This window comes from Fictibacillus enclensis, from assembly GCF_001457035.1.
Taxonomy (GTDB): domain Bacteria; phylum Bacillota; class Bacilli; order Bacillales; family Fictibacillaceae; genus Fictibacillus_C; species Fictibacillus_C enclensis.
The window spans coordinates 144,161-164,249 of sequence record NZ_KQ758620.1 but is presented as its reverse complement, the minus strand read 5'-3'; the positions used below and the strand labels follow the sequence as shown (position 1 = coordinate 164,249).

The following is a 20,089-nucleotide window of genomic DNA, read 5'->3' as shown; positions in this document are numbered from 1 at the left end:
ATATGGTGCTGTAGACGATATAAGCACCTGAGAAAAGGTGAATCATGTATCTGACTCTAAAGGAAACCGCGGAATTTCTGGATCTGCCTGAAACGTATATTGAGAATTTGATTCAACAGAAGAAAATTCGTGCCTTTCATGACGGCAATGAATATCTCATCAATAAGGAGCAGTTTAATACCCATCTTGAACAGATGGAAAAGTACAAAAAGCTTGTTGAGGAGTATATGAATGAACCAATCCCGGAAGATTGGGACGCGAAGGACGAAGATTAAACTAAACGAAAAAAGAAGCAGATGATCGCCTGGATCGTCTGCTTCTTTCTTTTAGTTGATAATAGCTGAAGTTCCCATTAGAGATTCGGGAGACCGTCCAATCGCCAGCAAACTGATTTTTGCATAACCGGCATTATTGAACTTGCTGATCATTTCGCGAAGGGTATCAATGTTTTCGTCTGCAGTAAGCTTTTCTAGCTCACTTTTATAAAGACGAACAACAGATTCCTGACAAAATTCAGGAGCGTATCGGCGGCAATCTTCGTTCATGATCAATGTACCCATGTATTGATATTTAAATTGAAGCGCACGGGTCAAATTGATAATATGCACCCATTTTTCATACAAATCAGGGAACGAACGTTCAATGTTTTCAAGTTCTTCTTTCGCTGCTTTTAACTCATTATGGCTGACAAGGGTAATCAAACTAATGCACCTTCTTGTTGCCAAGGCTTACGCAATGAAATAACCTCGGCTAATTCTTTGCTGCGTGCTCTGCGGACTTTACGCATTTCGGCACGGTCTGCGGCTGTTTCAAACAAGAATTTTTCTTCTTCTGTTTCAGGGATGACTGCAGGTACTTCAACCGGGCGTTTGTCTTCTCCCAAAGCAACGAAGGTTAAGAATGCTGTAGCTGCAATTCTTCGTTCTCCGGTAAGAATATCTTCAGCAATAACCTTACAGAAGATTTCCATTGAGCTTTTTCCTGTGTAGGATACGAATGATTCGATACAAACAGAATCCGTTTGATGAATCGGATGCAAAAAGTCGATGGAGTCGGTTGATGCTGTAACACAGGTTTTCACACGGGCATGGCGGCGAGCAGAAAGTGATGCAGCAGCATCGAGCTTTTTCATAAGTACTCCGCCGAACAATGTATTATAGTTATTCAAATCACCAGCTAATACCTGGTCTGTATTAATAATGCGGCTTTCGCTTGTTTTTTTTGCGTTCAAAACAATCATTTCCTTTCATGATTAACGTATCTCGGCTAAAGGGACGCTGTTGTTTTCTTGCGTTTCCCTCTTACAGTTTCCTAGTGTACGCCTCCAAGAAAAGGAAGTAAAATTGTTATTTTTTATAGTTTGCATAGATGGGCTCTATGTAAATGCTTTCAGATATAAAGAATGGGCATAGAAAAATCTTGGCAAAAGGCGGCAATCCACTACAGAAAAAACCGCCATTTATTGATTACTCAAGCTCCGCGAGCTGTTCTTTGGCGTAATTGAGCCACTCTTTGGCGGCAAACGATAAGTATTGGTCTTTGTTCCAAATGAGGGCTAAATGCCAGCTTATTGTAGGATTGACCACTTTAATGACCCGGACTTCATCGTTCAGATGGCGGCAAATGCTTTCGGGTAACAGAGAAACGCCAAGCTTGCAGATGACCATTTCTTCGATAAACGACCATTGCGAGCTTTCGGAGGTGATATGCGGATTGAATCCCGCCTGGTTACATGATGATATGATCCGGTCATGAAGCACGAAGTCCTTGTTGAACAAAATAAAGGGCTCCTCGCTGAGCTCGCTCAAATCAATTTCATCACGGTCTGCCAGCTCATGGTCCGGATGGATGATCAGTCTCAGGTCTTCCTCTTTAAACGCAAAGTGCTGAAAGAGTTCATTGTTGGTAGGAAGCACAATAACGCCAATATCGAGCTGATGGTTGGCAACATCCTCTTCGATTCGTTTTGATCCATCCTCCACAAGCTCGAACGTAATATTCGGATACTGATCATGAAAGCTGCCGATCAATTTTGGGAAGAGTCTTGGATCCAGAATCGGAGGCAGACCGATGCGAATGTGTCCCTTTTTTAATCCGAGGAGGTTATCGAGTTCCATTTCCAGATTATTAACCGCTTTATCGACGAGTACAGCTTGTTCAAAAATCGTCCGGCCCGCATCCGTCAGGGTCAGCCCTTTTCGGGATCGGTCAAAAAGAACGACACCGAGCTCATCTTCCAGGTTTTTAATCATTTTGCTGATCGTCGGCTGAGTGATAAAAAGAGCGTCAGCTGCCCGGGTAAAGCTATTGTATTTTGCCACTTCTATAAAGTACTGTAGTTGTTTAATATCCACGAATGCACCTGCTTGAGTTTTTTTGTAGTGTAACACGATTGAGAATAAAAACCAAAACCGGGCCTTTCTCATATAATGTGTTATGAAAACAGTGGGAAGGCAGGGGATAGCCATGTACAGAGAGCGGCAGGTCGTCGATATGAAAAAGGGGAATGTCATCGGCGACAACTCCATCGATACCGTTTATATTACTGCTGAAAAAACACCGGACAGTCCATTTTGGGTCAATATCATGATAGTTGTGCAGGATGGAAGGACCAATCAGTATACACAAATACCACTCAAGCAAAACCAAGGATACAATCCCACGCTTTTTCTTGGTGACTTTACTGGAGACAGGGTGGAAGACATCATGGTGGTAATGGATACAGGTGGAAGCGGCGGCATGCTAAATGCCTATGTGTTTGCCTATAGAGGCAGCCAGTTCAGGCCGTTGTTTGATTCTGATGTCTTTAATGACCTCTTCAAATACCGGGTCTTTTACCTCGACTACTACAAAGCTCAGGTAAACAGCTACACCACGAACCAGAAATTTATTATTGATCTAACCACCAGGGGCAGGCAGTACTTGTCAGAGATTTATTATCCCAATGGCAAGCTGAAAAAACCGATCCAGGGATTTGTTTCCGGACTGTCAGGTCTTTATCCGGTCGACTTTGACCGCAATGGTACCTGCGAATTACTGGCTTACCAGAACATCGCCGGCCAGTATAACGCCGACCGGCTTGGTTATGTGCAGACCACAATGAAATGGAATGGCCAGGTGTTTGCGCCAGAGGTACAGAATGTCGTGGTTTTTGGCGGGGATATTTCTTGATGGATCCGTAGCAGCGTTGAATAAAAGCGCTGTTTTTTTATTCCCATATTATGGGGTGATATAATCATAGATGAAAGTGAGCATACTCAAACGGAAATCAGCCACTAAAAGCAACGAAGGTTTTTAAAATAACCTTTTAAAAATATATTGACTTTCCTCTCTCCGCCGATTAAAGTTATAACTATATTTTTAACTAACTCAATATTCAATCTCTTATCAAGAGTGGCAGAGGGACTGGCCCTATGACGCCCGGCAACCGTTCCATTTATGGAATTGGTGCTAAATCCTGCAAAACAGCTATGCTGTTTTGAAAGATGAGAGAGGACGAATCCTTGTCTACATAGGCGATGAAACCTCTCTTTCCGGAGAGGTTTTTTTATGTGCTCAGGGGATGGCCCTGCAGCTTTTGAGAAGAGAGAGACATACAGAAAAGGGGATAGGGGAAATGAAGAAGTTTTTAAAAAGCGCAGCAGTCTCTGCGGTCGCACTCTCATTATTGTTAACAGGCTGCTCGTCAGGCAGTAACACGGCATCATCTGAAAAGAAACATGAAAATGTGTCGTTTGATAATGTGCCAAAACGATTCGCCAAGGGGCAGGGTGCCAAAATCAAAGTTATCCGAAAGATCGGTGGAGATGATCATACGGCACAGTTTTTGGCAGGAGCGAAGGCAGAAGGGGAAGCGCTCGGTTTTACCGTTGATATCTATACGGCCAACGGAGATACAGCGAAATTCCACGATGCGATTGCCCAGGCGGCCAATGAGGACTATGACGGCTTCATTATTTCTCATGGAGATGATGCGGCAACAATCAATGATATCCAAAAACTCAGAGAAAAAGGAAAGAGTGTCGTGACTTTTGACTCTAATCCGGACCTCGCGAAGGTGGATGGCGTGACACTTACATCCCAGGACGATGAAGCATTGGCCAAGCTGGCACTGGACAAGCTTGTGAAAGAACAAAAAGGCAAAGCGAACATTGTGTACCTTTGGGTGGACGGATTCCCGCCAATGGTTCGCCGCAATGCTGTTTATAAAGAAACGTTGAAAAAGAACCCTGGCATTAAAGAAGTGGAGCGCTTTGGTGTAGCTTCAGCGGACACCTCCGTTCAAACGCAAAATGCCGTTACCGCCATGCTGAACAAGCATAAAAAGGGAGAGATTGATGCGATCTTTGCGACATGGGATGCATTTGCCATCGGAGCCGCTCGTGCCATTAAGGAAGCGGGCCGAAATGAGATCAAAATTTACGGCATTGATGTCTCCAACGCGGATCTTCAGGAAATTCAAAAGAAGGACAGCCCATGGAAATATACTGCAGCGGTTGATCCAAAGCTGATCGGTGCAGTGGATATGAGAATCCTTGCAAAAAAAATTGCCGGTGAAAAAACACCGCAAAAATATGACCTGGATGCTGCTCTCGTTTCCCAAAGGGATCTTCAAAAATCCTCCGAGGGCGTAAATATGGTTAACCTGTCCAAGGAAATTAAAGGGTGGGGACAATCGGACGCGTTTGAAGAAGATTGGATGGACACGCTGAAAGACCATTACAAAAAATAAACATACAAACACTCTCTTCGGCTAGCAGCAGAGGGTGTTTGCTTTGAATAAAGGAGACCGGCCGATGGCACTGCTCGAGATGAAGAACATAAGTATTGAGTTTCCCGGGGTAAAGGCGCTGGATGAGGTTGATTTTAAAAGTAAAACTGGCCGTGTTCATGCACTGATCGGGGCAAATGGTGCCGGGAAATCAACGCTGATGAAGGTGCTGACGGGTGCCTATACCCATTACACCGGCTCTGTTCAGATTGACGGAAAGAACGTAGATATATCTTCGCCAAAGGACGCACTGAATGAGGGCATCCAAATTGTCCATCAGGAGGTAGACACAGTTCTGGTTCCCTATTTGACGGTGGGGGAGAACATTCTCCTGCATGACCTGGTCAATGAAATGGGAAAAAAGCAGCTCGTGCGCTGGAAAACCCTCCACCAAAAGGCTTCGCATCTTTTGGAGGAAATGAACATACACGTATCCTCCAAAAAGCTCGTCAGCGAGCTGACGCTTGCGCAAAAGCAAATGGTATTGATTGCGCGGGCTGTTTCGGCTAAGTGCCGGTTTCTCATTCTTGATGAACCGACAGCTCCTCTGAGCCATGCAGAAACACGAGAACTGTTCCGGATTGTCCGGGATTTAAAAGCAAAGGATGTTGGCATTATTTTTATCTCTCACCGCTTGCCGGAGATCTTTGACATCTGCGACGACATTACCGTCATGAGGAACGGAGAAAAGGTCGCTGAGGAAGAGATTGTACAAAGCTCCATTAACCGCGTCATTGAGCAGATGCTGGGAAAAGCGCTGGACGAGCAGTTCCCGGCCGTAAATGGCAAGACAGGAGAAACCCTGCTAGAAGTAAAAAGTCTTTTCGATAAGGAGAAAATAAAGGGTTTAAGCCTGACGGCCCGTGCTGGTGAAATTGTAGGGATTGCAGGACTGGTAGGGGCAGGAAAAACCGAACTGTGCAAAACATTGTTCGGAAGCACTCCCATTACCGCGGGGGATGTTCTGCTGAAAGGCAAAAAACTGAAGCTGAAGAGCCCATATCATGCCGTTCGGCAGGGGCTGGCCCTTGTACCTGAGGAACGCCGAAAAGAAGGAATCCTTGTGGAGGAAACGGTAGCTGCGAATTTGTCGGCCGCCAACCTTGCCCAGTTTACAAAAGCGTTCAGTTTTCTCGACCGCCGGGCGGAAAAGAGAAAATCCCTTGAGATCATAAAAACGCTCGGTATCAAAACCCCTTCTGAGAAAAGTAAGGTACAGCATCTGTCGGGCGGGAACCAGCAAAAGATTGCCATTGGCAAATGGCTGCTTGCCGATGCGGAGGTTTATATTTTTGATGAGCCGACCAAGGGCGTTGATGTCGGGGCGAAACGGGATATTTTTGAACTGATTTCGGCCCTCGCCAAAAGGGGGAAAGCGGTCCTTTACGCATCGTCAGAATTTCCGGAAATTCTGGGGATTACAAACCGGGTGTACGTCATGTACGACGGGCGTACAGTAAAAGAGCTGGAAACCGCAAAAACCACCGAGGAAGAGCTATTATTTTACAGTACAGGAGGAAGGTAAATGGAGTTATCAAAACCCATACCCGCCAAAGCAGCTCCCAAAAAGAGGTTTGAGCTGTTTGAGTTTTTTTATAAATACGGAACAATCCTGACCATTCTTGTGTTAATCGGTGTGTTTACGGCTGCACATCCATCATTTTTGCAGGGACAGAACCTGATGAACATTTTACGGTCCATTTCAATCGTGACCATCATCGCGATTGGAATTACCATCTCACTGTCGGTGAACGGGTTTGATTTGTCGGTTGGATCGGTTGCTTCTTTATCCAACGCGATTGTGATTTCTATGTTCGTCTGGTTTTCGCAAAACACGGTGGTTGCGATATTTTCTGCGCTGGCTGCTGCCCTGATTGTAGGGATCATTAACTCGGTATTCATTGTAAAAGTGAAAATTCCCGATATGCTGCTGACACTTGCCACGATGTTTATTGTTCAGGGGATTGCGCTTACTTATACGAAGGGTGCGACAATCTCACAAAACATGGTGATGCCCGACGGAAGCTTTGCGACCGGGAAAATTTCTGAGGCGTTCCAAAAAATCGGCCAGGTACCGTGGATTATTCTGATTATGGCGCTTGCCGTGGTGCTCGTCCATGTGCTTCTCAACTATACAAAGCACGGCCGCTATATGTATGTGATCGGAGGAAATGAGGAGGCAGCGAGGCTTTCGGGTATTCCGGTCAAAAAGTATAAAGTGGCCGCTTACCTCTTGTCGGCACTATTTGCTTCCATTGGGGGAATTGCTCTGGCCTCTAGAGTAATGACAGCGGAAATCAATGCCGGTACGCCTTACCTCATGGACGCGGTAGCGGCCGCTTTCATCGGTTTTTCCGTTTTTGGAGCGGGAAAGCCCAATGCGTTCGGAACGCTCGTTGGCGCGATATTGATTGGCATCCTGCAGAATGGCCTCGTCATGATGTCTGTCCCGTACTATTCCATGGACATTGTGAAAGGGGCAGTACTTGCATTTGCCCTTGCCTTAACCTACTATAAATTGAAAAAATAACAGATGAAGCCGGGAAGTTCTTTTGACCTTCCTGGCTTTTTTAATGGGCTTTTTTGATCTCTTGCAAAAAAATAAGACTGTCTGTCCATTCCTGGCATACCTTATTATAGGGAGTTCTTATCTCCACTAAGCAGGGATAGAGGATAGGATTATGAAAAAACTCAATTTGAAAGGGCTGACGGGGGAAGTGGTCACCCGCTTCTCCCCTCAATATGAAGAAACGAGGCAGGAATGGAACCGTGCCGTGCAAAAGTTTCCTCTCGTTATCGTATATTGCAGCACGGTCGATGATGTCCGGAATGCCATTCTTTGGGCCCGGAAACATGAGGTGAAGATCAGGATTCGTTCAGGCGGTCATCACTATGAGGGCTATTCGGTGGGCAACGGTGTAATCGTCATTGATATCAGCCGGATGGATGGCATTGTTCTTAACAACAATGAACAACTGAAAATACAGGGCGGCGTGAAAAATGAACAGCTTTACGAGTTTGTGGGTTCTCTGGGCTACCCCTTTCCTGGGGGAACGGGTCCAACTGTCGGTGTCAGCGGGTATACCCTTGGCGGCGGTTGGGGATTTTCCAGCCGGTATCTGGGACTCGGATGTGACAGCCTGATCGAACTGGAGCTGGTGGATTATACGGGCAGAATATTAAAGGCAAACCAGCAGGTGAATCCAGACTTGTTCTGGGCATGCCGCGGAGCGGGCGGTGGCAATTTTGGTGTAGTCGTCTCCATGACGTTTGCCCTTCCGGAACCGGTCGAAAACGTTTCTTTCGTCGAAATCTATGCGCCAAAAGCGGATGCAAAGCTGCAGGAGACCTTCCTCAACGCCTGGCAATATTGGCTGGAGGATTTGGACGAGAGAATGACGGCTAATGCCAGCCTCTATAACTCGCTGGAAGAGGGAACGGCTATTTACGGCCGGGGCTTTTTTTACGGACCGCCTGAGGAAGCGGCAAAAGTGATGGAGCCGCTGCTGATCAACGGAAAGATCCAGCTTTTCGTCAGATACCTTCCCTTCATGGAGGCCGTCAGAGCCGTTGACGCCACGTATCCGGAGTATGAGCGGTTTAAATCCACAGGAAGATTTGTCTACAGAAAATTCAGCGAGCGGGAAATCCGGAATCTCGTGGGGCTGATTCAGAAGCGGGCGGAAGGCTCCATATTCGCCGGATTGACGGTGTATGCCCTGGGCGGCAAGGTTAGTGACGTCAACCCGTTTGAAACGGCGTTTTTTTACCGCCAGGCGGATTATATTCTCGGCATACAAACGAACTGGGAGGATCCTGGCTTGGAACCCGAAAACATTCAGTGGATGAAAAAACGGTTTCCCTATGTTAAATCCATTACCAAAGGATCATTTGTTAATTTTCCATACAGCCCGTTACGGCATTATGAAAAAGCCTATTTTGGGTGGAATGCGCCACGATTAAAGAAAGTAAATAAAAAATACGACCCGTACAATGTGTTTTCCTTTCCACAGGGAATTAACCGGGCACCCAGATAAATCCAGCCGGACACGCTGGATTTTTTGCTTGGCGTAAAGGGGAAAAGGCTGCAGTATCGAACTTATCTAGTAGATTACTTTGATGGGAGCGATGGATAATGGAACAATACTATACGCATTGGCTGAAGCACCGGACGGTTCTGCACGAGCTTTTGGAAGAGGTTGGGCCCCAGCATGTGTTTTTTAAACCATGGAGCGATGGATTTGCCCTGGGCGATTTGGCGGTACATATTGCTGGCTCTACGGATATGTTTCTCGAAACGATAAAAAACGGCCAGTTTGTGTCACCGCGCACACCCCGAGAGTTTCAGACCATGGGTGAAGTTCGTGAGATCCTTGATGAATTCACCGAAAAATCAAAGCGCGATTTTCAAGAGCTGCAAACGTCCAATCTGGAAAAAGAGATCGACATCTTTAAATTTACCGCTCCGGGAAGCTACTGGCTTGAAAGCATGATTGACCATGAAATCCATCATAAGGGTCAGTTGTTTACTTACGCGCGTATGACCGGTTCGCAGAAGATGCCATTTTTCAAGCAGCTTCCTCCTCAAGCTGTAAACGATGGAGTCGAGTAACAGGGAGGGATGATGGATGAATGGCTGCTTCATAACCGGCTTTCCCGGCTTTCTGGCTTCAATGCTGCTAAAAGAAATGCTGAAGCTGTACAAAGAATGTGAGTTTGTTCTTCTTGTTCATCCCAGCCAGATTGAAAAAGCAAAAGATCTGGCAGCCAACCGGCCCAACGTCAGGTTGTTTACGGGTGATATTACGATGGCCGGACTGCGGCTAAGCCCTGAACAAACCGACTGGCTAAAAAACCATATTACGCATGTCTTTCATCTGGCAGCGGTGTATGATTTGGCAGTCCCGGAGCAGATTGCGGCGAACATCAATATTACCGGTACACGGAATATAAATGCTTTTGTAAAGGAACTCCCGCACCTTGCGCGGTATGTTTACTTTAGTACAGCCTACGTTTCAGGGAAAAGGACCGGTCTCATTAAAGAAGATGAATTGGATGCCGGGCAGACATTTAAAAATCACTATGAATCGACCAAGTTTGCTGCAGAAAAGCTGGTGGCGGAGCTTGATGGTGTGCCTTATACCATCATCAGGCCAGGAGTGGTGGTGGGACACTCCAAAACCGGAGAGACCATCAAGTTCGATGGCCCGTATTTTATCATGCGTTTTTTGGACAAGCTGCGGTATGTACCTGTTCCTTATCTGGGAAAGTCCGAAGCGCTATTTAATGTGGTACCCTTTGATTATATTATTGATGCGACACTCTGCCTTGCAGAGTCGGATGATGCGGTGAACAAGGTGTTCCATCTCACGGATCCTTCACCTTATGAGAGCAGGAAGCTTTACCGCATGATCTGTGAGGAACTGATCGGAAAAGCACCATCATGGACCATACCGCCAGCAGTTGTGGAGTTTATGTTATCTTTTTCGTTCTTCCGCCGCTTTTTTAAAGTGGAAAAAGAAGCGCTGGAGTATTTCAGGTGTGCCTGTCAGTACGATGCTGCCAATACCAGTAAGGTGCTGGTGAAAGCAGGCGTCCAATGTCCGGATTTTAAAGATTACGTATCTAGTATGGTTGCCTATTACAAGGAAAACAGAAAGGATCCGGAAAAATTGGTTTACATAAAGTAGGAGGTTGCAATGAAAGAATCCTGGAAAACCCGATGTGTCCGCTATGGCTTTAATTTGTTTCCTGCGTACCGAGGAACAGGAGCAAGGGTGATCTATATTGCTGAAGATTATTCGGAAATTACGATACAGCTTCCTTTAAACTGGCGGACCCGCAACTATGTGGGAACGATTTTTGGAGGAAGCATCTATGGGGCTGTGGATCCGATGTATATGTACATGTTTCTGAAACTGCTCGGGGATGACTATATTGTCTGGGATAAAGCTGCCTCCATTTCCTTCAAAAAGCCCGGGAAGAGTACCCTGTACGCTACATTTAAGATTACCCCGGAGGAAGTAGAAGATGTGAAGCGGCAGCTTAAAAGCAGACACAGTCTTGACCGAATATATGATGTCGATGTGGTGGATGAAACCGGACTTGTTCACGCGGTGGTGGAGAAAACCATTTATATCCGGAGAAAGGCCAAAGCTAACTCTGAGAACATAGTTTCACTGCAAAAGTCATAAGGAGGCAGGATGATGGCAAAAGCAATGGAAGATTTGACAGTAAAGGAAACGGTAAAAAAGATTGAAGATGTCATTAACGATAACCCGGGTCCCATTGAGGGAGTTCAAGCGGTATATCAGTATGACATCCCTGATGAGGACTATTCGTTCCAGCTGCATTTAAAGGACGGAAAAGCAGAGATAAAGGAAGAGTACACGGAACGCGGAGATTGCACGATCATTATTTCTTATCCAAACTTTAAAAAGATGCTTCTCGGAAAACTGAACGGTACAGCAGCATTTATGATGGGGAAATTGAAGGTCGAAGGCGACATCGGCAAAGCGTTGAAAGTGGAGGCGTTGCTCGGCCAATATAACATGGAAGCGGAGTTTGGGAAGAGCTAAGTTTTACTTTTTGTTTATTTAAAGCGCTTTCTTTACCAAGATAATAAATGATCCCGTCCGTCTCTTCCCTAATCCCTTCTAAGCAAAGGAGAGTCAGGGATTCTTGAATGGGCGTTCGGGTACCGATCTACTAATTTAAAAGGGAATAAGTAGAGTAATAGAAAAAGCAGACGTGGTATGCGTCTGCTTTTTCATATTTAACGTTGAGTTTTCGCATTCCACTGCTTCATGATTTCATCTTCTGCATCATAGTCCAGCGTCAGTTTTTCGGGTGGATGCTGAAGCTCCCATGCGATGGTGCGTTTTAATCCTTCTTCAAACGAAACGGTTTCTTTATATCCCAATTCACGACGTATTTTATCAGAGGTGAAAATCACATGCTGTTCCGTATTTATTCCCCAGCCATAACCCTCAGGAAGCTGATCATCTGGCAGCACAATCACGTCTCCGTTCCAATTCATAAGAGGCGCGAATTTCTCAATCCACTCTTTGGTCGTCCATGCATCTTTTTCACCAACATTGTAAATCTTGCCCGCTGCCTCTGAATTGAGGATGGACTGGACAATGGCCTCTGCCATATTTTCCACATATCCGCGGGTCCAGCGCCAGCCGGCCAGGCTCTTTGCCAGCAGGATATAGGGCCTTTGCTCACTCATTGGCTTAAGAAATGAATACCAGCGGTGCTGATGGTCATTCGGTCCGTAAACCGCAGGCAGTCTCAAGATCGTACCATCGATGCGGGGATGGTCCATAACGGTCCGCTCCACTAGTATTTTATCATACATGCGTCTTTCTTCGGTTTCCGCAAACGCTCTTTGCGGATAGAGGTTGTGACGCAATTCTCCGTTTTCATCGATCGGAACGGGTTCAGCTTCTCCTGTTTCTGTTCTGTTCACCCGCCCGAACGCCCGGTATACGTCCTGTGAGCTCGCCACAATCACCCGGTTTACAATACCATCGAGCGTTTCAACCAGCTCTTTTGCCTGCAATTCGGTGAGACACATCATATCAAGCACCGCATCAGGATTGATCTCCTGAATTTTGTCTCGATAGGCAGGCAGATTATTTCTGTCTCCCAGCATTCGTGTTACTTCAGGAGGCAGTTCTGCTTCGGTCTCTCCTCTGTGAAATACCGTAACCTTATGGCCAAGATCAACGAACCGTCTAATAATCGCCGGGCCCATGAATCGGGTACCGCCAATGACAAAAACATGCATAATCATTTCTCCTCTCCGTTTGGAATGTTTGAAGAAACCAGTTGTTAACATAAAAATAAAGTTTTACGTAAAGTAATGTTATTACGTTGTTCTTCTTTTGTCAATATTTAACTTGAAAACGGAGACAGCCGTGCTCTTTTGTCTTACTAGTGAATAGAGTACTAATAATTAATTACTTTTTTGAAGAAGGTAGGACGAGCATGGCAACCATTCAAACCCGGACCCAGTTCAAATTTGCGGCGAATGACAGCACTGTCAGCCGGATTCTGAAAAAGATCGCGAGCCAGCAGATTAACATTACCGCATTTAGCCTCGTAAAGGACAAGTTTAATACAGTCTTTCTGGTTGTTGGACCAAGTGATGCCAACAATCAGAGTGACAACTGCATGGTGCGGAGGATTCTGTCAGCCGGCAATATTCCGTTTTACGAAAAAAATGTAATTCAAATGAATTTTGAAGCCGGCATCCCCGGAGTTTTTAGTAAAATCTATAATGTTCTTTACCGAAAAGTGGGGATAGAGGCCATCTATAACGGTGAAGATAATTCTCTCTACCTGAGTGTCTCAAACATCACACGTGCCATGAGGATTCTGCAAAAAATCCTTTCCTAGGCTCCCTGTTTCAGGGAGCTTTTTTTATTGCCGGGAAAACTTGGTTTGTTTGCCAATCCTTAGAGAGATGAACCGGGTTATGGTACGATAGAATAAGAGAGAAACTATTACTCGTGGAAGAGGTTTTTGTAGCGAATGAGCGCATCCAAGAGAAGATCAACGGTGAACAGCTGGATTCTTTTTCTGCTCGTGGTGGGAGCGTGCCTCTTTATCTATTATCAATCGGAAAATGTAAAGGAGAAAAAGAATGTTCCGCTTCCAACCAAGCTTCATCCGGTGGTAGAAAAGGATAAAGACGAATTGATCAAAAGAGCAAAGGCTAGAGGGATTTCCATTGTTATTACCGACGGATTCCGGACGTTTGATGAACAGGATAAATTGTACGCAAAAGGCCGCAGTGATAAGGGCGATATTGTAACAACCGTCAGAGGCGGCGAATCGTATCATAATTACGGGCTGGCGATTGACTTTGCGTTAAAGACTGCTAATGGAGACGTGGTCTGGGACCTGCAGCGCGACAGCAACCGCAACGGAAAAGCCGACTGGATGGAGGTGGTTGCCCTTGCCAAAGATTTGGGATTCAGCTGGGGAGGAGACTGGGAGTTTAAAGATTATCCCCACCTTCAAAAAGACTTTGGCCTCTCCATTGAGAATTTAAAAAATGGCGAACGACCTCCAGAACAAGAGTAGAGAAAGGGAACCAGAATGAAATCGTTACGAACAGAATGTGTGCTTCCATACCCGGTCGACATGGTATGGGAGGTGATCTCGGATACAGAAAAACACGCGCTGTGGAATCCGCAGATCGTTTCCATCAAAGGGGAGTGCAACAAAGGCAGCTCCTTGTCGGTATGTGTGCGGTCACCAGTTGGAGGAGGCTTGCCTTTTCGTTTTAAAGCAAGCGTAAAAGACTTTGATTCCGGAAAGAAATTGGCCTGGACAGGCGGAGTCCCTGGCATTTTGACAGGGTATCATTATTGGGAGCTCACCGAGTTGGGGGATCAGACCAGAGTGGTCCAGGGAGAGGTGTTTACAGGATTATTTACTTCGGTTTTGTCACAGAAAAGGATCGATTCTATGCTTCCGTCCTATGAATCGGCGAATACGGGGCTCCACAACTATCTGAAAAAGCTATTCTAGTTTTTGTGTCATCAAAAAGGCTGACTCCCATGAAGGGCGTCAGCCTTCTTAATTTATAAATTTTTCAGCGCGTCGCTGATGGACTGCTCTCCAGATGTCAGGTCAAATCCGCGTTTAAAGGTGTTTTCCTCGGTTAATGCCGTGAATATGGTTTGGGCCACATCCTCACGCGGGATGGAACCTCTTTCTAAGTTTTCACCCGCTTTGACTTTTCCTGTACCCGGTTCATTGAGCAGGCCGCCAGGGCGTACAATCGTATAATTGAGCTTGCTTGCTTCCAATGCCTTATCCGCATAGTGCTTGGCCACGTAATAAGGTTTGATTTTTTCGTTCCAGTTTTCCCGGTTATGCGCCTGAAGGGCACTAACCATAACGAAACGCTCCACGCCTGATTGTTCGGCTGCTTCCATTACTTTCACCGCGCCATCCAGATCGACGAGCAAGGTTTTGTCTGACCCTGTGCTTCCGCCTGATCCGGCAGAGAAAATAATGGCATCATGGCCTTTAACGGCGGCTGCGAGATCTTCCACACTGCCCTCAAGGTTGGCGGCAGCTGTTTGGGCGCCGATTTTCTCAAGGTCACCCGCTTGTTCAGGATTTCGAATCATGGCTGTAACCTCATGCTCTGAACTGTCAGCGAGAAGCTTGACCAATTTTTGTCCGATCTGCCCATTTGCTCCTACTAAAAAGACTTTCATATGTACACTCTCCTTTTTCTATAGGATTGACAACTCACCTCAAAGTATTTCAAACGAGTCTGCTTTCTTCAAACTTCCTGCTCATTGGGGCTAAAAGAGCAGGGTCGATTGTCATGTGGGCTATAAGGAAAGCAGACGTTTGTTCAACGAATTTCTTCTTCTCTTATTTTGCATAATAATTCATCTGTAGTCATTATTCGGCTCCTGCCGCATAAACTGTGGAGTAGTTTGCGGATAGGAGGGATTTCGGTGTATTATGAGCGGCCGGATGCAGCTACAAGAAACACCATCAGAGTGTATGGGGAAGGGACTGCTTATGCCGTGCCGGACCAGACGCAGCTGACGATCGGTGTGATTACTGAAAATAAAGATGTCAGTGCCGCGCAAAAGCAGAACAATGAAGTGATGAACCAGGTGACTCATGGACTGATGACGATGGGCATTCCATCCAAAGACATCCAGACATCGCTCTATCGGATTGATCCGCAATATAGTTATGAAAACGGACAGCAGCACTTAAAAGGCTATCAAGTGAATCATCAGCTTCAGGTCACCGTTCGGGATATAAGGCAAACGGGTGCCGTTATCAATATGGCCGTAAGCCAGGGAGCCAATTCTGTTTCGTCTATCCAATTTATCGTGTCGTCCCAGGATGCCTTTTATAATCAAGCGCTAACGCTGGCCGTTCAAAATGCGCACCAAAAGGCGATGAATATCGCAAGGGATCTGGATGTCACCATCAACCGCTACCCGGCAAAAGTAACCGAGTTACCCAAAAGTGCACGGCCTGGTCCAGTGCCTTTTCAAGGAGCCATGCTGGCGCATGCGGGACCGGTGCCTATCCAAACCGGTCAAAATGAAATCACAGCAGCCATTGAGGCGGAATTTTTTTATATGTCATAAAAAAGGAATGAGTTAGGCTCTTATTGAAGGGTTACCTAGCTCTTTTTTTATGATGGAAGTTAAGAAATGGGGGATGACCTTGAGTTCTCATGAGACGATTATTAAAGCCGAGCATCTGGTGAAGCGATATGGAGACTTTTATGCGGTAAATGGTGTTGACTTTGAGGTACATAGAGGAGAAGTTTTCGGCCTTCTTGGGCCAAATGGAGCAGGGAAGACGACCACGCTTGAAATGCTGGTTGGTCTTCGAAAACCAGACGCGGGAACGGCGTGGATCGGGGAATTCGACATTCGGAAAGACCTGGAACGCATTAAAGAGGTAATCGGTGTGCAGCTGCAGTCCACCACCTTGTTTGAACTCCTGACCGTTGAAGAAATATTAAAAATGTATGCGAGCTTTTATCCGAAGCACATTTCAATTCCTGAACTGATTGAAGACATGATCCTGACGGACAAACGCAAGAGCCGGATCAAGAGCTTATCCGGAGGGCAAAAGCAGAGGCTGGCGATTGCACTCGCTCTTGTGCATGATCCGTGGATCATTTTTCTGGATGAGCCAACGACAGGTCTCGATCCGCAGGCAAGGAGGACATTGTGGGACATTGTATTGAACCTGAAGCAAAAGGGGAAGACGATCATGCTGACGACCCACTATATGGATGAAGCGCATGTCCTGTGTGATCGTATTGCCATCATGGATCAAGGCAAGATGATTGCACTGGATACCCCGGAAAATCTGGTGAAAAATCTTCAGTCGGACAGTGCGGTCGAATTCCGGATAGATGAGAGTGCTCCTTTTCATTTGGAAGAGATTAAAGGGGTGACACAAATCGGCGGACATAAGGATGTTCAGGTTCTTTACACCGACAACCTTCAGGAAACGTTAACCAGCCTGATTGAGACGGCTTCTGAAAAAGGGTTAAAGCTGACCGATCTGCAGACGCGTACCGCCACATTGGAGGACGTGTTTATTCACATGACAGGAAGGAGTCTTAGAGAAGGATGAGGGCTTATTGGCAGTTAACGCTGGCCCAGCTGCGCATTTTCCTGCGCAACCGGCAGGTATTGTTCTGGACTCTTGCGTTTCCGATCTTCCTGATGGTTATGCTTGGCTCCTTTTTAGGAAATGGAAACGGCATGTCTGTGACGATCGGCTATGTTGACCAGGATCACTCTCCCCAGTCTAAACAGCTTGCGGATATTTTAAAGAAAAACGAGGCGATCTCGCTTGAGAAAACGTCCAGTAAAAAAGACGCGCTCGACCAGCTGAAGCAGGGGGATGTCCAGCTCGTCGTAGAGGTTCCCAAGGGCTATGAAAAGAGAATGAAGAACTCCTCACAGAACGAAAAACCGTTTACACTGCCAGTTTTTTATAATGAAACCGACATGGCCGTTTCCCAGATTGGCCAGCAGCTCGTTTACAATGCAGTGGATGCGGTAAGCAAACAAAAGGCAGATTATAAGCCAGCCGTCGTGATTAATCCAAAAGGCGTAGAGGCGCTCAATCTTCGTTATATCGATTTTCTCGTTCCAGGGATCGTGGCGATGATGATCCTGAGCAACAACATGAACGGAGTTGCAGGCCAGATTGCCTCATGGCGTGAACGGGGCATTTTGCGGAGGATGCAGGGAACCACACTGAAGGCCCACACCTTTATTGCGGCTCAGATTACTGCACGTCTTATGCTGAACGGACTGCAGGCGCTGATTGTCCTGATGGTCGCCCGTCTCGTGTTCGACGTCGAAGTCAGAGGTTCCTGGCTGACCCTTGTGAGCTTTGTTATCCTTGGAACGCTGGCATTTATGGCGATTGGATTTATTATTGCCGGTATCGCAAAAACACCGGAAAGCGCCGGTCCGATCGCAGGCTTTCTGTCGTTTCCGATGCTGTTTTTGGGCGGGGTCTTTTTCCCAATTAAAAACATGCCGGAATTTCTCCAGCCGATCGTTCATATTCTTCCTATAGCCCATCTTACAACAGCCCTGCGGGAGACGATGAATGTAGGCGCGACATTTATGAGTCTCGGTACGGAGGCGCTGGTCCTTGGCGGCTGGATCATTGGTGCCTTTATTGTGGCAAGTCTGACCTTTAAATGGGAATAAGCAGATTAGGAGGCTGACATGGAGAATCAAAGTTATAAAAATCATGCGAGGGTGCATCCTCTGTATCATTATGTACTAACCATCTTTATACTGGGTTCGCTCGGCACGGCGGTTACTTACTTCATTGGTGCATTGATTGAGTGGAGAAACATCAATCTGGCAGTGGTCCTGCTGCTGATGGCCGGATCGCTTGTCATGATTTTTGTTCTTGTTCGGATTTACCCGCTAAAAGCACAGGACCGGGCCATCCGGGCAGAAGAGAACCTGAGGCATTACGTGCTGACCGGCAAACTGCTGGATCAGCGGCTGTCCGCCAGGCAAATCGTCGCACTGCGATTCGCGAGTGATGAAGAACTTCCTGCACTGAGCGCGAAAGCTGCCGAAAACAATTGGAGCACGAAAGAAATCAAGAAGGAAATCACGAATTGGCGGGGAGATTATTATCGAATCTAGTAAAAAAACAGCTCACTGAGCTGTTTTTTGCTGATTTTTGGGTTGAGCAGGCAGGCAAGGGGCCTAGTTGAAAGGCGGTTGAGCCAAATACGAGCCAGTATCGGAAACTTACTGTCCAAACCGGTATTATGGTAAACGGCCGATCTTTAATCCAACAAAAAAGAAAGCCCGCGGGCTTTCCTTTTTATATCCTATTAAAATGGTATGATCGACAGCCCAATGGCCACCAGAATCATCACAAGGGTGGATCCGCACGCCCATTTCAGGAAGCCGCGCTGCAGATCTCCAAAGTCTTCGCCGACCATTCCCACAAGCAAATACGTGGATGGAACGAGCGGACTCAACAGGTGAACCGGCAAGCCCATCAGGGAGGCGCGTCCGATCATGGCAGGGTCGATGCCATATCCAGCAGCAGCCTTGGCAAGGAGCGGAAGCACTCCGTAGTAAAACGCGTCATTGGACATGAAGAAGGTAAATGGTGCACTGATAATGGCGGTAATGATTGCAAAGTGTGATCCCAGGCCATCAGGAATATGTGTAATCATGGAGTTGGCCATCGCATCGACCATCTTTGTTCCTGTTAAAATTCCTGTGAAAATACCGGCTGCGAACACCATGGTGACAACAGACAGTGCATTATCCGCATAGTGTGCGACACGTTCCTTCTGATCTTTTAACTTCGGATAGTTCAGTGTGATAGCGATTGCAAAGCCAACCATAAACAGCACAGTCGTTGGCAGAAGCTCTTTAATCAAGGCAACCAGCAAAAGAATGGTTAGCGCATAGTTGATCACAATAAGCTTTGGGCGTTTAAGCGCAAGAACTTCAGGATCGACAGTGGCTGCCTGCATGGCCATTGTGCTGTAGTCAATCTCTGCCACACCAATTCGTTTCCGTTCCTTTTTACCAAGAACATAGGACATGAACAGCACGAAGATGACGCCGCCGATCATGGAAGGAATGACCGGAGTAAAAATGTCGGACATTTCGAGCTTCAGAGCAGTCATCGCTCTGGCGGTCGGTCCGCCCCATGGAAGCAGGTTCATAACGCCGGAAGCAGATACGGCAATACCGGCCAAAACGAGAGGTCGCATGCCAATTCGCTTATACAGCGGAAGCATGGCGGAAATCGTAATCATATAAGTGGTGGTTCCGTCACCGTCAAGGGAAATCAGGAGAGCAAGAACCGCGGTACCAATCGCAATCTTTACCGGATCGCCTTTAGCAATTTTTAAAATTCGTGAGATGATTGGATCAAATACGCCGGCATCGATCATAATGCCGAAGAAGAGAATGGCAAACAAAATCATGATTCCTGTCGGAGCTACATCTTTTATTCCTTGAAGAGCCATCGGTCCGATATCTTTACCGAAACCGCCAATTAATGCAAAAATAACTGGGATCACCATCAGGGCGATCATGGCAGATAAACGTTTTGTCATAATTAAAAACATGAAAGTAAGGATTAATAAGAAACCTAATAATGCGAGCACGGTCTTCACCTCTTTCGTAAACTAACCACAGTGTAAACGAAATTTTCTGACATGAAAACGTTTACAAAATAAAGTTATTAACGTACTTTAGTGTCATTTTGTACATTAAGTTCACCAAGGAG

Annotated in this window: 23 protein-coding genes and 1 riboswitch; of the genes, 17 read left to right on the top strand and 6 right to left on the bottom strand. The window is 46.4% G+C overall.

Translation table 11 applies throughout. The features are described 5' to 3' along the window. The first annotated feature begins 44 nt into the window (after window positions 1–44). Window positions 45–275 carry an excisionase family DNA-binding protein gene (locus tag AS030_RS18820; protein WP_061974550.1) on the top strand — a complete coding sequence of 77 codons (231 nt, stop codon included), beginning with the start codon at window positions 45–47 and terminating at the stop codon, window positions 273–275. Between the two features lie 51 nt (window positions 276–326). On the opposite strand, the gene AS030_RS18815 is transcribed toward AS030_RS18820, so the two are convergent. The 3 genes from AS030_RS18815 to cidR form a co-directional block, all read right to left on the bottom strand. Next, complete coding sequence (locus tag AS030_RS18815) at window positions 327–701, bottom strand: hypothetical protein (protein ID WP_061974548.1); 375 nt, start codon at window positions 699–701, stop codon at window positions 327–329. Next, window positions 698–1,231, bottom strand: a complete 534-nt coding sequence (locus AS030_RS18810) for an acyl-CoA thioesterase (protein ID WP_164988916.1) — start codon at window positions 1,229–1,231, stop codon at window positions 698–700. The genes AS030_RS18815 and AS030_RS18810 overlap by 4 nt, the downstream gene beginning before the upstream one ends. 235 nt (window positions 1,232–1,466) lie before the next feature. Continuing rightward, window positions 1,467–2,354 carry a cidABC operon transcriptional activator CidR gene (cidR, locus tag AS030_RS18805; RefSeq protein ID WP_061974543.1) on the bottom strand — a complete coding sequence of 296 codons (888 nt, stop codon included), beginning with the start codon at window positions 2,352–2,354 and terminating at the stop codon, window positions 1,467–1,469. Window positions 2,355–2,466: 112 nt separating this feature from the next. Here cidR and AS030_RS18800 point away from each other — a divergent pair, with 112 nt between their 5' ends. The 9 genes from AS030_RS18800 (at window position 2,467) to AS030_RS18760 (ending at window position 11,349) form a co-directional block, all read left to right on the top strand. After that, window positions 2,467–3,171 (top strand): hypothetical protein, encoded by a 705-nt coding sequence (locus AS030_RS18800; RefSeq protein ID WP_141687124.1) that lies wholly within the window; start codon window positions 2,467–2,469, stop codon window positions 3,169–3,171. Window positions 3,172–3,381: 210 nt separating this feature from the next. Continuing rightward, window positions 3,382–3,492: riboswitch (SAM riboswitch) on the top strand. A gap of 124 nt (window positions 3,493–3,616) precedes the next feature. Then, window positions 3,617–4,732: a sugar ABC transporter substrate-binding protein gene (locus tag AS030_RS18795; RefSeq protein ID WP_061975042.1), complete on the top strand. Its 1,116-nt coding sequence runs from the start codon at window positions 3,617–3,619 to the stop codon at window positions 4,730–4,732. A gap of 64 nt (window positions 4,733–4,796) precedes the next feature. Then, complete coding sequence (locus AS030_RS18790; RefSeq protein WP_061974539.1) at window positions 4,797–6,296, top strand: sugar ABC transporter ATP-binding protein; 1,500 nt, start codon at window positions 4,797–4,799, stop codon at window positions 6,294–6,296. Next, complete coding sequence (locus AS030_RS18785) at window positions 6,297–7,301, top strand: ABC transporter permease (protein WP_061974537.1); 1,005 nt, start codon at window positions 6,297–6,299, stop codon at window positions 7,299–7,301. 151 nt (window positions 7,302–7,452) lie between these two features. Beyond that, window positions 7,453–8,808 (top strand): FAD-binding oxidoreductase, encoded by a 1,356-nt coding sequence (locus AS030_RS18780; RefSeq protein WP_061974535.1) that lies wholly within the window; start codon window positions 7,453–7,455, stop codon window positions 8,806–8,808. Between the two features lie 98 nt (window positions 8,809–8,906). Continuing rightward, a complete protein-coding gene (locus tag AS030_RS18775) occupies window positions 8,907–9,383 on the top strand; it encodes a DinB family protein (RefSeq protein ID WP_061974533.1) in 477 nt (158 codons plus the stop codon). 16 nt (window positions 9,384–9,399) lie between these two features. Then, window positions 9,400–10,461, top strand: coding sequence for an SDR family oxidoreductase (locus AS030_RS18770; protein WP_061974531.1), 1,062 nt, complete (start codon window positions 9,400–9,402; stop codon window positions 10,459–10,461). Between the two features lie 9 nt (window positions 10,462–10,470). Then, on the top strand, window positions 10,471–10,965 hold the full coding sequence (locus tag AS030_RS18765) for a DUF4442 domain-containing protein (RefSeq protein WP_061974528.1): 495 nt from the start codon (window positions 10,471–10,473) through the stop codon (window positions 10,963–10,965). Window positions 10,966–10,974: 9 nt separating this feature from the next. Then, entirely contained in the window at window positions 10,975–11,349 is a 375-nt protein-coding gene (locus tag AS030_RS18760) for an SCP2 sterol-binding domain-containing protein (RefSeq protein ID WP_240482407.1), read from the top strand. A 197-nt stretch (window positions 11,350–11,546) separates the two neighbouring features. Here the strand turns inward: AS030_RS18760 and AS030_RS18755 are convergent, their stop codons facing one another. Next, window positions 11,547–12,572: an NAD-dependent epimerase/dehydratase family protein gene (locus tag AS030_RS18755; RefSeq protein WP_162264565.1), complete on the bottom strand. Its 1,026-nt coding sequence runs from the start codon at window positions 12,570–12,572 to the stop codon at window positions 11,547–11,549. A gap of 194 nt (window positions 12,573–12,766) precedes the next feature. Here AS030_RS18755 and AS030_RS18750 point away from each other — a divergent pair, with 194 nt between their 5' ends. The 3 genes from AS030_RS18750 (at window position 12,767) to AS030_RS18740 (ending at window position 14,317) form a co-directional block, all read left to right on the top strand. Further along, a complete protein-coding gene (locus AS030_RS18750) occupies window positions 12,767–13,177 on the top strand; it encodes a hypothetical protein (RefSeq protein WP_061974522.1) in 411 nt (136 codons plus the stop codon). A 135-nt stretch (window positions 13,178–13,312) separates the two neighbouring features. Then, window positions 13,313–13,867, top strand: coding sequence for a M15 family metallopeptidase (locus AS030_RS18745; RefSeq protein ID WP_061974520.1), 555 nt, complete (start codon window positions 13,313–13,315; stop codon window positions 13,865–13,867). Window positions 13,868–13,882: 15 nt separating this feature from the next. Further along, a complete protein-coding gene (locus tag AS030_RS18740; protein WP_061974518.1) occupies window positions 13,883–14,317 on the top strand; it encodes an SRPBCC domain-containing protein in 435 nt (144 codons plus the stop codon). A 53-nt stretch (window positions 14,318–14,370) separates the two neighbouring features. Here the strand turns inward: AS030_RS18740 and AS030_RS18735 are convergent, their stop codons facing one another. Beyond that, on the bottom strand, window positions 14,371–15,015 hold the full coding sequence (locus AS030_RS18735) for an SDR family oxidoreductase (protein ID WP_061974516.1): 645 nt from the start codon (window positions 15,013–15,015) through the stop codon (window positions 14,371–14,373). A gap of 249 nt (window positions 15,016–15,264) precedes the next feature. Between AS030_RS18735 and AS030_RS18730 the strand changes: the two genes are divergently transcribed. From AS030_RS18730 to AS030_RS18715, 4 genes are all read left to right on the top strand, one after another. After that, a complete protein-coding gene (locus AS030_RS18730) occupies window positions 15,265–15,918 on the top strand; it encodes an SIMPL domain-containing protein (protein WP_061974514.1) in 654 nt (217 codons plus the stop codon). A gap of 79 nt (window positions 15,919–15,997) precedes the next feature. Further along, entirely contained in the window at window positions 15,998–16,924 is a 927-nt protein-coding gene (locus AS030_RS18725) for an ABC transporter ATP-binding protein (RefSeq protein ID WP_240482406.1), read from the top strand. Continuing rightward, on the top strand, window positions 16,921–18,021 hold the full coding sequence (locus AS030_RS18720) for an ABC transporter permease (protein ID WP_061974510.1): 1,101 nt from the start codon (window positions 16,921–16,923) through the stop codon (window positions 18,019–18,021). Before AS030_RS18725 ends, AS030_RS18720 begins: the two co-directional genes overlap by 4 nt. 18 nt (window positions 18,022–18,039) lie before the next feature. After that, complete coding sequence (locus AS030_RS18715; RefSeq protein WP_061974508.1) at window positions 18,040–18,474, top strand: DUF6526 family protein; 435 nt, start codon at window positions 18,040–18,042, stop codon at window positions 18,472–18,474. 194 nt (window positions 18,475–18,668) lie between these two features. On the opposite strand, the gene AS030_RS18710 is transcribed toward AS030_RS18715, so the two are convergent. Next, entirely contained in the window at window positions 18,669–19,967 is a 1,299-nt protein-coding gene (locus AS030_RS18710) for a CitMHS family transporter (protein ID WP_061974506.1), read from the bottom strand. Between the last annotated feature and the right edge of the window lie 122 nt (window positions 19,968–20,089).

Excerpts from the sequence above, each read along its gene's own strand:
- AS030_RS18820 (WP_061974550.1), top strand. The coding sequence starts at position 45 with ATGTATCTGACTCTAAAGGAAACCGCGGAATTTCTGGATCTGCCTGAA.
- AS030_RS18800 (WP_141687124.1), top strand. The coding sequence starts at position 2,467 with ATGTACAGAGAGCGGCAGGTCGTCGATATGAAAAAGGGGAATGTCATC.
- AS030_RS18795 (WP_061975042.1), top strand. The coding sequence starts at position 3,617 with ATGAAGAAGTTTTTAAAAAGCGCAGCAGTCTCTGCGGTCGCACTCTCA.
- AS030_RS18790 (WP_061974539.1), top strand. The coding sequence starts at position 4,797 with ATGGCACTGCTCGAGATGAAGAACATAAGTATTGAGTTTCCCGGGGTA.
- AS030_RS18785 (WP_061974537.1), top strand. The coding sequence starts at position 6,297 with ATGGAGTTATCAAAACCCATACCCGCCAAAGCAGCTCCCAAAAAGAGG.
- AS030_RS18780 (WP_061974535.1), top strand. The coding sequence starts at position 7,453 with ATGAAAAAACTCAATTTGAAAGGGCTGACGGGGGAAGTGGTCACCCGC.
- AS030_RS18775 (WP_061974533.1), top strand. The coding sequence starts at position 8,907 with ATGGAACAATACTATACGCATTGGCTGAAGCACCGGACGGTTCTGCAC.
- AS030_RS18770 (WP_061974531.1), top strand. The coding sequence starts at position 9,400 with ATGAATGGCTGCTTCATAACCGGCTTTCCCGGCTTTCTGGCTTCAATG.
- AS030_RS18765 (WP_061974528.1), top strand. The coding sequence starts at position 10,471 with ATGAAAGAATCCTGGAAAACCCGATGTGTCCGCTATGGCTTTAATTTG.
- AS030_RS18760 (WP_240482407.1), top strand. The coding sequence starts at position 10,975 with ATGATGGCAAAAGCAATGGAAGATTTGACAGTAAAGGAAACGGTAAAA.
- AS030_RS18755 (WP_162264565.1), bottom strand. The coding sequence starts at position 12,572 with ATGATTATGCATGTTTTTGTCATTGGCGGTACCCGATTCATGGGCCCG.
- AS030_RS18750 (WP_061974522.1), top strand. The coding sequence starts at position 12,767 with ATGGCAACCATTCAAACCCGGACCCAGTTCAAATTTGCGGCGAATGAC.
- AS030_RS18745 (WP_061974520.1), top strand. The coding sequence starts at position 13,313 with ATGAGCGCATCCAAGAGAAGATCAACGGTGAACAGCTGGATTCTTTTT.
- AS030_RS18740 (WP_061974518.1), top strand. The coding sequence starts at position 13,883 with ATGAAATCGTTACGAACAGAATGTGTGCTTCCATACCCGGTCGACATG.
- AS030_RS18735 (WP_061974516.1), bottom strand. The coding sequence starts at position 15,015 with ATGAAAGTCTTTTTAGTAGGAGCAAATGGGCAGATCGGACAAAAATTG.
- AS030_RS18720 (WP_061974510.1), top strand. The coding sequence starts at position 16,921 with ATGAGGGCTTATTGGCAGTTAACGCTGGCCCAGCTGCGCATTTTCCTG.
- AS030_RS18715 (WP_061974508.1), top strand. The coding sequence starts at position 18,040 with ATGGAGAATCAAAGTTATAAAAATCATGCGAGGGTGCATCCTCTGTAT.